Annotated in this window: 7 protein-coding genes; all 7 read right to left on the reverse strand. The window is 59.5% G+C overall.

The window, feature by feature from the left end; translation table 11 throughout:
* Positions 1 to 29 precede the first annotated feature (29 nt).
* The 7 genes from ACQUWM_RS09360 to tssA all read right to left on the reverse strand — a co-directional run bounded on the left by ACQUWM_RS09360 (position 30) and on the right by tssA (position 12,655).
* On the reverse strand, positions 30 to 284 hold the full coding sequence (locus tag ACQUWM_RS09360) for a hypothetical protein (RefSeq protein ID WP_428921949.1): 255 nt from the start codon (positions 282 to 284) through the stop codon (positions 30 to 32).
* The gene (locus ACQUWM_RS09365; RefSeq protein ID WP_428921950.1) at positions 250 to 1,245 is read right to left on the reverse strand and encodes a hypothetical protein; all 996 of its coding nucleotides are present in this window, start codon (positions 1,243 to 1,245) and stop codon (positions 250 to 252) included. The genes ACQUWM_RS09360 and ACQUWM_RS09365 overlap by 35 nt, the downstream gene beginning before the upstream one ends.
* Entirely contained in the window at positions 1,232 to 4,630 is a 3,399-nt protein-coding gene (locus tag ACQUWM_RS09370; RefSeq protein WP_428921951.1) for a hypothetical protein, read from the reverse strand. The genes ACQUWM_RS09365 and ACQUWM_RS09370 overlap by 14 nt, the downstream gene beginning before the upstream one ends.
* A 2-nt stretch (positions 4,631 to 4,632) precedes the next feature.
* Entirely contained in the window at positions 4,633 to 5,430 is a 798-nt protein-coding gene (locus ACQUWM_RS09375) for a DUF4123 domain-containing protein (RefSeq protein WP_428921952.1), read from the reverse strand.
* Positions 5,390 to 7,501 (reverse strand): type VI secretion system Vgr family protein, encoded by a 2,112-nt coding sequence (locus ACQUWM_RS09380; RefSeq protein ID WP_428921953.1) that lies wholly within the window; start codon positions 7,499 to 7,501, stop codon positions 5,390 to 5,392. The genes ACQUWM_RS09375 and ACQUWM_RS09380 overlap by 41 nt, the downstream gene beginning before the upstream one ends.
* 86 nt (positions 7,502 to 7,587) lie before the next feature.
* The gene (gene tssM / locus ACQUWM_RS09385; protein ID WP_428921954.1) at positions 7,588 to 11,190 is read right to left on the reverse strand and encodes a type VI secretion system membrane subunit TssM; all 3,603 of its coding nucleotides are present in this window, start codon (positions 11,188 to 11,190) and stop codon (positions 7,588 to 7,590) included.
* Between the two features lie 37 nt (positions 11,191 to 11,227).
* The gene (gene tssA / locus ACQUWM_RS09390; protein WP_428921955.1) at positions 11,228 to 12,655 is read right to left on the reverse strand and encodes a type VI secretion system protein TssA; all 1,428 of its coding nucleotides are present in this window, start codon (positions 12,653 to 12,655) and stop codon (positions 11,228 to 11,230) included.
* Between the last annotated feature and the right edge of the window lie 19 nt (positions 12,656 to 12,674).

Raw genomic sequence — 12,674 nt, forward strand, 5'->3', positions numbered from 1 at the left:
TCTATAAAAACACGACCGACCAATACCTTTCAGGGGAGCTTTTTGCTGATTTCCCGAATCGTATAGGTTTCCTGGTGGCGGTCCCAGACCTTGACCTGGAAGGTGAGTTCCAGGCTTTTCATCGAGTAGCGCGTGGCCACGTATTCGTGATTGTGCTCGTTCGGGACCATTTCCTGGAGCTGAGCCTCCGACACCACGAAATGAATAGTGTGGCTGCCGTCAAACCGGTAGTCGACGTAGCACCTGCTATTAAACCATGGCCCCCTGGACCAGATTCGGTACACTTTTCTCCATCCGGTCTTCCAGCGTCGACCAGGGGAACTCGCGAATGGCCTTCAGGTGCGCCGGATAACCTTCTTCCTCCCACCATGCCAGGTCCAGCGTTGCCCAATAGTCTGCCGGGCGTCCGCGCTTATCTGCTGCATCATACTCCGCCGTGGTAGGGTCCAATGGGCGGAACTTCTCAAGGGCAGGAACATCCGGCAGCGGCTGGCTGACGTCCATGTAGCGCTGGAGTTCATCCCAGTGTGCATACAGCTCTACTTTGTGGATATCCGCCACCTGGGCCACAGTGGTTTGCCAACCGGTGTAACGGTGGCGCAGGAGCAGCTTGTAGCTCACTGGACCCTTGGGGTTCACATGGAACGAGATGTAGGGATCAAACTCGATAAACGGCGCTTCGAAGGTTTCTTCACGCCAGGTACGAAACTTCACCATACCGGTAGTCCGGAAGAAGCCGCAGCCAAGATCCTTGACGATAAAGCCGGGGTAGCGTTCGAGAACCCAGGTGAAGGGGTAGCGGAAAAGCAGGTGAAGACCGAGCACCACTAACGTCATTACCGAATAACTTTCAAATTTGATGATGGTCGCTATATCCGCGAAGACAGAACAGAACAATAAAAATTTGAGCATCCCATAGTCGGCAAATGCCCCCGCAAGCATCAGCAGGAGCTGCCAGCGAGTTTTTACAAACTCTGTGGGTTGTTGCTTGTGAGTCCAGGCCGGACCAGCAAGATTCCTACTACTGCTTCCAGCCATTCTAGCTTGGTGAATCCGTGCAGAATTAGGAGACACGCTGATGTCGATGTTTGCATAGTCACCCCAAGGTAACCGTTCGATGAAATCCCCTGCCTCCAGGGACTTGGCAAACCCACTGATGTCCTTCAGGGGAGCCTGCTCGGGAATGGCATCCCGGCGATAGGCGCCCGATACGTATGTAGCCATTGGTTCGTTACCGGCTCGCATGGTGTTTGATGTCCAGGTCGGTGAGCTGTTCGCTGACTTCACGAATCGTATAGGTTTCCTGCCGGCGATCCCAGACCTTGACCTGGAAGGTGAGTTCCAGGCTTTTCACCGTGTAGCGCGTGGCCACGTATTCGTGATTGTGCTCGTTCGGGACCATTTCCGGGAGCTGGGCCTCCGACACCACGAAATGAATAGAGTGGCTGCCGTCAAACCGATAATCGACGTGGCGGGTATTGCCACTCCTGGAGGCAAGTGTCTTCGTACCGGCCCGGCCGAGCGCCTGGTAATGGGTGCGTTCGTATTCCAGTTCCCATTCGATGGTCACCGGCTCACCCGAGATGGCCAATGCCGGTGCGGAAAAGGAAAACACGGATTCTGCCTCGCCCTGCCACGGCGACAGGTCATTCGCCTGCAGGAAGCTGTCCAGCCCGGCCCCGGTTACCCTCGTTATCGACAGGGGCATCATGGATTTAAGAAGCCCCAGGTATGCGGCATCCTCTTCCAGCAGTTCCGGGCGTTGATCTTCCAGGCTTCCCGAGAACGGGCCGCCCCGCAACCAGTTACTGATGGCATCATCCTTGATTTCGTAATACAGCCATTCACCCAACCCATAGATGCCCAGACCAATCACGGTCACCCAGCCCGCGCTGACCGTACCTCCCCAGCCTATCGCCGTAGCGGCCCTGGATAACAGCGCCGTTGCCACTGCCCGCTCACCGGTACGGTGCACCAACTGGCGCCCCATGGGGGTGAGGATTCGGCCGGCAATAACGTCGGAATTGGTCACAACACCCACCCCCACCGCCTTGGTTAGGTCAGCTGCGGCCAGTTTCAGGCGCCCCTGGAAGGCATTTGCCGCCGCATCCCAGATCATAATGGAGACAGTAAACATACCGGCTACCCAACCTGCGGCCTGGAGCTTGTTGCGGACAACGGCTTGGGCAAACCTGTTTTCCGAGTTGAAGCTACCAGACATTTTGGAAAACCATTTGGCTTCCTGTTTCCAGACACTGACCTGTTTGTCGAGCCAAACGGTTCTTTTGGGTAACACCGACAGTAGCTGCCCGGAACTGACGAGTAGATCCGATAAAGCACTCATAAACCCAGCGCTATAACGTGCCCCATCCCCAGAATAATTGACTGCATTCCAAAAATTAATCATATCAAACACCACCAATAACGGCGGCAACCCTATCGGACTCACCGAAGCCGTATGGAAAAACTTCCTAAACGGGCGCTGCCTCGCCACTTCCTCAAAAGCCTGACTGTCTGCCAGCTTCAATGTTGCACCCACCGCAGCGCCAGAAGTCAGGGTATGCCCCTGTTCATCTACCACGTCGAGCATCGTATAAAGCCTGCCATCCTCGGCACTGTTCAACTGGAGAATGGTCTTTCCCGGTATGGCGGCTTCAGCGAAGCCTTCGAATGCCCCTTTCACTTGGCTGACTTTGACTTCAAAGGCAACACCTTTCTTCAGGAGGGTTTCCTGCACACCACCGAGCCACCATTGACTGAGTTCCGCTAAGGGCACGGACAGCGCGTGCATACCGAAGCGAGTATCCGAGAATATTTCCGAGGTATCAGGAGCACTGGTTTTATCAAAATGCTCAGCAAGGCTGCGCAGTACGTTGGCTTCGGCCACTCGCATGGGCTGTTCACGCTCCTGGAGAGCGCTGATCATGGTACGGAGCTTTTCACCGGTGGCGTCGCCGGGCAATGCTTCGGACGGGTCTTTGAAGGGCAACAGCAGCGCCGCCAATGCGTGCTCACCCACCATCAGGGATTCGTTCAGGTCTTCCGCGCCGCTGGCTTTCATCCGGCCCGCGTTCTGGGGCAAAAGCAGCGGGTCGGCCCTGCCTATCGGCATGGTCAGGGCCTGGAGCAGAGGGCCGGCTTGAACGTATCCGGCCACGTCGTTACCTGCCTCGGCGTTGAAAAGATCACGCAGTACTTCCGTCAGGTTTTCCGCGCGTGTGTCTTCCATCAGGCGTACAACAGCGCCCTGGGCCTCGATCAGGTAGCGACGCAGGGCTGCGCGCTCCACCTCGTAGACGGTACGCAGCAAACGCCCATCCTCGCTGTCATCCAGCCGGTTGTCGAACCAGCTCCCCTCGATGTGCAGGGGGTTGCTGGAGCCGTTCGGAAGCACCTCTCGCCGGAAATTATTATGAAACAGTTCAGCTGTTACGCCGTGGGGCCGCTTCTTGATGTTGTCCACCAACGCCAGAAGAAGTGCCAGGCTTTCATTCATGTGCTGAACCAGGTGCCTGGCCGCAAACAGCGGGTCCCGCAATGTCAGGGATAACAGGTGACGATCACGCAGGGTCTCGAATACGTCCACGCCTTCGGTGATCTGCGGCATTGATTCGCCTTTCAGATGTTGGTGTCGCCAGCGTGGTACCAGCATCTGGGGGTAGATATCCATGTCTGCATCGACAACAGCCTCATCGGACTCAATGGCGTCCCGCTGGGTGACAATCTCATCCATCGTTCTCTGGGTGTCGCTGCCATCAATATCACGCAACCATTGGTTCGGCATGAAGATGTCCCGCTCCAGCGGGTTGTCCCGGGCACGCATGGGAACAAGCTCGTCAACCCGGTGCCAGTCGGGGAACATCCCTCCGGGTATCCGATCCAGGAAACCCTTTATGGCACGGGCATTACGGCACCGGCTGCCACGGAGCGAGTCGTCGGTTTCCAATGCTTCGATATGCTGCCAGGACCACTGGGTATCGCTGAATGCCAGTTCCACATCATCGTATACGTCCCGGCCGAGCAACCGGGCCGGTATGTGCACTGTGTCCACTTCGGGGCCTACGGGAGGCCGTTCATTTCGGTCTTCTTCGCCAGCCTGTCGGAATCGTGCTAGGTCCGTATCCCGCAGTAACGGCGCCGATTCCTCGGAGGTGACCACAAACAGTTCACGCCACAGGCGCCCTTGGAAAAAGACGTACACCCACCCAGTCCGCAGGGGTGCCGCCACACTTTCCTCATAACCGGTCATGGGGCGCGGGTAGCTCAGTTCTCCGGCGTCACAGAACACCGTGGGATGCACCGCCACCATCAGGCTGTCCTGGTAGTTCCTCTGGGGAGGCCGGAGCGTTTGGGGCGCGATCTGTTCCTGGTCTATCACAGGCACCATGACTTTTTCGTCGCCATGAAGTTCCAGTACCAGGGACCGTTGCGAGGGTGCTTCTACATGGCCGGCCAGAATCGGCCCCATTCGCCCACGGTGATCGCCACAGGACTCCATTGGCTCTGTAGAAGGGCTCTCCGCTTCGTGATCCAACAAACTGTAATGGTGCCCGTCCAGGGAACCCTCCCCAACCAGTTCCAGCCAAAAGGTGCGCGACGGTGTGCAGGGTGGTGGCTTAATGGCTGACATTGCTAAAGTCCTTTTTCATGTAGTCCGTGGAATTCCAGTTCCGTGTGTTGCCACAATGCGCCTAGCTCGGCATCCGATTCGGGACACTGATGGCCAGCAGACCACAATTCACGAATAATCCGGATTCGATGACTTGGCGTGTGTTGTTGATTCGCGATGGTCATGCATCGGGGCCAACCACTTACCCACGTCAACAGCCTTTCAAAGGAGCTTGGCTGGTGAGCGTGCAACCCCTCTGTTTCCGTACTGGCTCCCCTTGCGCTCGACCAATGCGTTCCTTCCCCGTGACTAGTGGCCCAGATCAGTAGATCGTCTTCGCCGATCAGGCTGCCCACTGCCTCGGGCAGGCAGGTATTCAGAACTTCGAGAAAACGCCCATCATACGGCCGCACGAAACAGGGGCCGTAGGTTTCGAAATGGATCATCAGGCTTTTGCGAATACCCGCCAGTGCTGAGCCCTGTTCTCGTTCTGACACCAGGATGGCCAATGCCTCATCAGCCCCCCACTGGGATACGGCACGCTGACACAGCACACTGTTGAGGGTTGTCTTAACAACAATGGGGCCGGCGTCCTTATGCTGTTCAAAAGGCGTTTCGTCGAATAGCCAGAACCAATCGGGGTTGTCATCGAGAGCATAAATCTGCCGGATAACATCCCCTTCATCGTATCTTGCTGCGTCGATGATTAGCAGGCAGCGCTCCCAAGATGACACCTTCCAGTCATTAAGTGCTTGATTAAAGTGAGTCAACGAATGCGATCTATCCAACACAGGGGCAGTCGACAACATCGCAGGTTCCATCCATTTTCTTCTGACACATTTGCTGTGCCGGTGTTCGATCAGATGCTGCCGTCAAGAGTGCATCCGGGTTGATTTGCGAGGCACCGGCGTTCTCCCGCTGACCAACCTCCGCAATCTGCACAGGCGCCACAGCCCCGCCATTCTTCTCCACCAACCCAGGCATCTCCGGCACCTGAACCTTCTGCCCGCTGCCCTTACCCGGCGAACCACCCACATTCATCTTGATGGCCGCCCCGCCCATGGCGACGCCGCTGGGGTCGATTTTCACGAAGCTGCCGCCGGCCTTGAGGGTTATTTCGGCGCCGGCTTCGATCACGGCTTTCTGGCCGGCCTTGATGTGCAGTTCGGTGCCGGAGTCGCTGAGCCAGGCGGTGCCGGCTTTCAGGTGCAGGGTGCCGGTGACGTTGAAGCTGTGATCCTTGCCGGTCTGTTCCCGCTTTTCGCCATCCACTGTGGCGTGGTCATCGCCCTTGATGTGGGCCTTGCGGTGGTTGTCCACGGTCAGGTGGCTGTCGTTCCTGATAACTTCGGTACGGTTGTTTTCCGTCAGCAGGTCCAGGTCTTTCTGGGCGTGGACGTAGATCTGCTCTTTGTCTGCCTCGTCCTCAAATCTCAGTTCGTTGCTGCCCTCGCCCTTGTGGGTCTGGGTTTTTAATGTGGTTCGGGTTTTGTGTTCCGGCAGCGCATACGGCGGTGTATTGGTCGCGTGATAGGTTCTTCCGGTAATAATCGGCTGGTCGGGGTCGCCGTCCAGGAAGGAGACGATGACTTCGTGGCCGATTCGCGGCAATGCCATAAAACCGTACTGGCCACCGGCCCAGCCCTGGCTGACTCGAAGCCAGGCGCTGCTGTGTTCGTCATTCTTTGAGTAGCGATCCCACGGGAAGCGCACTTTCACCCGGCCGTGTTCGTCGCAGTGGATCTCTTCGCCTTCCGGACCGGTGACGATGGCGATCTGCGGGCCGTCCATTTTGGGACGGTGCTTGATTTGCGAACGCCAGGTGCGGTCGGCGGGGATCGCATTGAAGCTGTTGCTGTAACTGGTGGGCTCGGAACCGCCCTCTTCTTCCAGCGCCTGGGGCTGTTTGCCGGTGTGGGTGATGGCGGTCAGCAGCCATTCCCGGTTCAGGGTCTCGCTGTCGTGGTCCGTGAGGGCCACTTTGGCGCCGGCGGTGAAGTCGGCGCGGTTGCTCTTGCCACTGGCGGTGCTGGCGTCGTTTCTCAGGGCGTCCAGCCGGGCTTCGGTGAAGGGTTGGCCGCTGGCGTCCTGTTTGAAGCGACCGGGGTAGTCGTAGTGCTGGTAGTCTTCCCGGTGCTGGACATCGCCAGCCGCGCTGTCGTGCATCAGGGCATAGGCCGGGTTCCTGAAGGTGTAATCCTTCATGGCCACGGCACTGGCGCGGACCCGCTCCTGATGGGCGAAACGGAACACGCAGGGGGTTTGGGTGCTGCCGCCGGCTTTGCCGTTGTAAGTCACGGACTCGAGCCTGGGGGCGTCGCCGTGGTGATCGGCGATGATCAGGGCCGGCTGTTCTTCACCGTCGACGGAGCCGTGATGGTAGCGGTAATGCCAGCCTTCCTCGGCGGCCAGTCTCTCTACGAAATCCAGATCGCTTTCCCGGTGCTGGACGCAGTATTCCCGTTCTTCCGGGCGGCGTTTGAGGTCGAACACGGTATCGACGATGCCCCGCTCTTCCAGCAGGGTGCGTACGATGGCGTCGGTGGTCTGGGTCTGGAAGATGCGGCTGTTGTGCATCAGGCCCAGACGCCACAGCGGGGGCTGGATGATGAGTTCGTAGCGGGTGCGGCGGTGGCCGGCATCACCGCGGGAGAATTCGTTGACCACACCGGTGAAGCGACGCAACGGCGCGCCGTCCTGCCAGACCACCAGGTCCACGGCCTGTTCCAGTACATCGGCTGCCGCTACCGACGGGTCGGTGCTGGCCAGCGCCAGCTTGCCTTGAAACAGCTCGGAAAGGTTCTCGGTCAGCTCGAAGCCGACAACGGAAAAGTGATCAGAGGAAAATTCGCCAATGGTGGCGGTGAACTGCAGTCCGCTTGCCTGGGGCATGTCTTCGGTCCCTGAAGAATCTGGTGCAATTAAAGGCTCAGTAACGCTGGCCGCCCTACACGGTCCTGTGCAGGGCGGCCCATAGTCTAATACAGACTGCGTGGTATCTGGTACCCCGCAAGGAGTTCCTGTGTGAACGGGTTGGTATTACTGGCCGCGTGAAGGCGATAACGCATCTCGCCGTCATCCAGCGCAAACTTCACGTCCACCGCGCTGCTGCTGACGCCGGTGATATCCGCCCGGTCGAGCAACCGGAACAACGCCCAGGGCCCGTTTTCAGACAGACTGCGGGGCGAACGGTTTATCTGGGTCGGCACCAGGGTCACACGGCTTTCCACTGTGTCGCGCAGAGTATTTGGCCAGACCAGCGGAATGCTCTGGCTGGGTCCGTGGCTGAATTCCACCAGTTGGCCGTCCACGTTCACCACACTGCGGCGCTTGTTGGAGGACAGATTCAGGGGCTCCAGTGCGAACTCCACATCCAGGGAGCCACCACGGGTGAAGAATGCCCTGCGGATGGTTTTGGCCTTCTCCAGTGCGGCCCGGACATCGCTCCGAACCAGGCCTGCCCGCCGTGATCCGGCCACGTGCTCCGGATGATCTTCCAGGAACAGTTTCAGGTTATCGGTATAGAAGGTGTCCAGCACGCCTTCCGGGGCAAAGAACCGTTCGAAGTCCTGCAGGGCAGCGTCACGGCCGGCTCCGGGGTTGAATGGATAATGCCGAGCCAGGGACTGCTGGAACGGTTGGTACACTTCCCGGTACCACTGGCGCTCCAGTTGCGCAACGGCCTGATCCAGAACCACGCGCCAGCTTTCCGCCGCCAGCTTGTCCAGCATCCGGTTCAATGGCGCCGGCTGGTTTGATGCCAGTCGCTGCAGGGTGAAAATGGGGTCAGCCCCCTGCAATCCCATTCTTGCACGGGCGGCCTGCAAGGCAGCCTTGCCGCTATCCGGCGCTTCCTGAATGCCCCGCATGTATTCGTGCAGGTCACCGATCACGCCCATCAGCTGTTCCATGCCGGAAGGGTTATCGCCCTGCTTCTGATTCAGGTGGTTAAGTTCCGCAAACTGGCGGTCAATTTCCTGGATCATGGCGAAGTGGGAGGATTGCTCCAGAACCTTACGGGCTGCAACCGCACCAGCGTCTTCCTCATCACTCACTTCCGGAACCAGCCGGGTATGATGCGTTACCTGTCCCAGCAACTGCTGCAGGGGCTGATGGCCACTGGTCAGACTCTCGAGCACCCGCACCCCGTGGTTGAGGTCACTGAAGCTCTGCACATCAACCCGGCTCAGGGCTTTGCGCCAGGCATCCGCGTAACGGTCGGCATACAAGGATTGCAGCTCCGCCGTCAGCTGTTCCTCGTCGGATTCACTGAAATCCACATCGTCCCGACGCCCCAGAACCCAGGCGTCCACCAGGGCCAGTTCGGTAACGGAATCGGATTTGCGCAGGAACCAGCTGTTCAGCCCTTCGCGGGTGAGCAGTGAGGGAATCACCAGCGGGTCCTCTTCAAGGCTTTCCTCCTGCAAGGGTTCACCACCCTCGTCGAGTTTGGTGAACACGGTGCTGAAGGCCGGCCCCGATTTCCGCGCCAGATCCAGCGGCGACCCGAATTCCCGGGCGGCCTCTTTCTCAAGGTCGTCGTACACCCGATCGGTGGTGGAGATACGGCCCAGCTCATGCTGCGCCCATTGCACGCTGCTGCGGAAGGGCGCGAGCGCCATGTCTGCGGTCACGTCCCCCTGACGGACCTGCTCCGCCAGATCGGTGTGGGCAAGGGCGTAATCCAGGTGGCGGCGTAGCCGTTCCTGCCTGTCGCCCTGCCCGGGGAACCGGGCCTGCCAGTACTTGGCCATGTAGTCCGTTACGATATCGGTCCGGCGGCCACTGGCATCGTAGAGCATGCGCAACACCCGGAGGTGGTCCATCCGTTCCGGGCTGTTATCCGGTGCGCGGCCCATTTCCCCCATGACACCAAGCATCAACGTGGGGAGGTATTGGTACGCCAGCATATCCAGGTAGGAAGATTCCACTTCCGGGCCCACACGCTGGCCCTGGTACAACCCCATATCGGTCACCAGGGGCCAGCTGTTCCGGTAATCGCCAAAGGCGAGCGTGGCTTCACGCAACTCATCCAGTGGCTCTAGCAGATTGCTTCCGGTGGTGTCCGGTTCGTAACCAACCGGCCGCCAGTTGTCGATAAAGCTCCGTACCCGCTGCTCGACGGCCGTGGCCGCTTCCGCGTTTTTGATGAAGTAGTGTTGCCAGCCTGCAGTCATACCCAGACCCGCCGCAACCGCCACCACGGCGGCAACCGCCACCTGGCGTTGGCGACTGCGGACAACCCGTCGATTATCGCCGGCCAGTCCTGACTCCCGGTAAATCACATCCGGGAACAGCCCGTGGGTAAACAGGCTGGCCGACTGGCCCTTGCGCTGGGCAGGCTGGATCGGGTCCGAGAGCTGGTAATTCGCGGCTGCGGCGGACACAAAGGCATCCTCCGGCACACCTTCCTGAATCACCGAGGTAAAGTAGGTACCACGCACCAGAGCCGGGGTCGAAAACGCATCTTCTGACAGCAGATCCGCCAGGAACTGCTCCAGTACCGGCTTCAGGCCTGCCAGTTGCCGGGTAAAGGAATAGACCGACGCCCGCTCCTCGGCATCACGGGTAACTGCCAGCACATCCGGGAGACGGGCATTCAGTTGCTCAACCAGACCGGTGAAACGTTCCGAGAAGTCTTCCAGCCAGTCATCCCCTTCCAGCTGTGCTTCAAGCGGGAAGGTAAACCCGAGGGGCTGTTCCCGCTCTGCCTTGGTGAGGGTCTGCACGAAGGGACCGAAACCATACAGCAGATCCAGCTTGGTAAAACTGACATACACCGGCAGCCTTGATCCCAGCTGTTCCATCAGCTCCCGCAGGCGAGTGCGCAGGAGAATCGCCTGGGCCTGACGTTGTTGATCGCTGCCCGTGCTCAGGCTGGCGAGATCAATAGTCAGCACTACGCCATTCAGCGGGCGCTGGGGCCGGTTTTTCTCCAGCCACTGCATAAAGTGCTGCCACAACCGTTGCTGCAATTCGTGACGGGCGCCTTCACCGTTATTCTGGCTCAGCAATTCACCATCGGGATCAATCAGCACGCCGTGGTCGCCAATCCACCATTCAAACCCATACGGGTTACGATCCGACCGGGGATTGCGGGTCACGTTGGTCAGGGTATAGGTCTGGCCAGAGCGTTGAATCAGGCTTGTCTTGCCGGCGTCCTCCAGCCCCATCACCAGATACCACGGCAGGCGATACAACTCTTTGCGACCCGGAAGGTTGCTCTTGAGCGCCTGCAGCTGACGATCCAGCAGGCGTTTCTGCCGCCGCTCCAGCGGCAGGATGGGATCTTCCTCTTCTCGCTGTTCATCGGCCTTGGCGGCATTGATCTTGCCCAGACGACGCGCCAGCAGGGTTCCCCATATCATGGCCACCAGCAACACAACCCCCAGGGTGACCAGGGCTCGCATCTGCCAGGCGGCCAGCGGGTATTCACCGTTTATCTCGAGCCGGGGCCCCAACCACCAGGTAGCCCCCAACAACACGATGACCCCAAGGGCCAGGGTAATCGGCGCGGCGCTGCGCAGGTACGGAAGAATCCTTCGACCGATGAGTAATGCTTTTCTCCACATGGCGTCCATTCCTGAAATTGAGATATCTGAGTGATTCCTGAAGGCGTTAAACCAGTTTTTCCAGTTTCGAGATCAGCCCTGGTTCCCAGTCTTCCAGGGCCAGGCCCCGGGTCTGCTGGTGCAGATCCTGGATCTGCTGGCCGGCAAGGGTTTTCAGCCCGTTGTCTTTCAGCAGGCGGGCACTGGCAAGCCGCCAGTGGAAGCGCTCCCGCGGTTCCCGGGCGCCGGCCAGACCGTCTTCCAGCAATTGCATCGCTTTCGCCAGGCCTTTCTGGCCGGCCAACTCCCGGGCCTGTTCATAGGCTTGCTCCCAGGGACTGGCGCCGCCGGCAACGCCCGCCTTCGCCGGCGCCGTCTGCATCCAGTCCGCCGCTTCCGCGCACAGAAACGGCGTGCCGTCGTTAAATGTCATGTCCGCCAGCTGCGGCAACCGCTCGACAAAGCCCAGGACGGATTCCCGTATCGCCTCGGCACAGGGACCATGGCCAAGCGCATCGGCCACGCCCGCACTGAGCCAGTGACCATCAAGCCAGAACGGGCTGACCGACAGGCTCTGCTCGATACGCTGCCACAGTTCCACATCCGGGGCCTTGTCCAACGCCTCACGGTACTCGGCGACCCGATCCGCACTCACCGCCGCCAGGTCGGTTTTTACCCCGTCACGGGAAGGCGGTACTGAGGTAATTCCCTGCCAGATCGCGTAACGGCGTAACTGGTAGCCCAAGGGTGTATCCGGCTCGGACGCCACCAACAGGTCCGCCACTTTCAGCAGGCTCTGGCGGGTCGCCCGTTCGTTTGCGGGATCCAGGGTCAGCTCCCCCAGAGAGGCCCGCTGTGCCGTGTTGATGGGTGTAGCGGCGGCGCTGCTGGCCGGCTTTGCCGACGGCTGCTCTCCGGTGGCGGCCGGCGCCGGCTCCGGGTCAGCCGGCAATTTTTCTACGCCGCGTTTGATCTCGTATAACCCGTCATCCGCCAGCTCCCGATCCCCGGCCTGGGTAATCAGGTTGTCGATCATCCCTAGGCAATAACTGCGACCATCCCCCACTTCACGGTCAAACCTCAGTGAATCCACTTCCTTGACGGCACGCTGAAGCATTTGGGTAAACATCATTCTGCGCGCCCGCTTACCCTTGTCACCCGGATAGGGCCAGGCCTGCTCCCACCAGGAGTCCAGTACCTGGTGCAGCAGGAACAGGGAGAGCGCGTAACGCTCGCCATCGCCGCCCCGCTGCAGGCTCAGCAGCAGGAACCCCAGTACTTTCAGGTCTTTGCTCCGGTCCGACAGCAGTCTGAGGGACTCACTTTCAACCTTGCTCCAGTCGATCTCGTTATGGGCCAGGGAGCCCACTTTCATGATCTCGTCTTCGAGGAATTCAAGGGTGTCGTCGTCAGCCAGCGATTCGCCCATGTCGGACTCGCCACCGAGCGTTTCCAGCACCTGTTCCACATAGGGATGTTGTTCAACAACCTGCATTCGAATCTGCCTTTCGATC

It is taken from the genome of Marinobacter sp. DUT-3, from assembly GCF_050379435.1.
In the GTDB taxonomy this organism is placed as follows: Bacteria; Pseudomonadota; Gammaproteobacteria; order Pseudomonadales; family Oleiphilaceae; genus Marinobacter.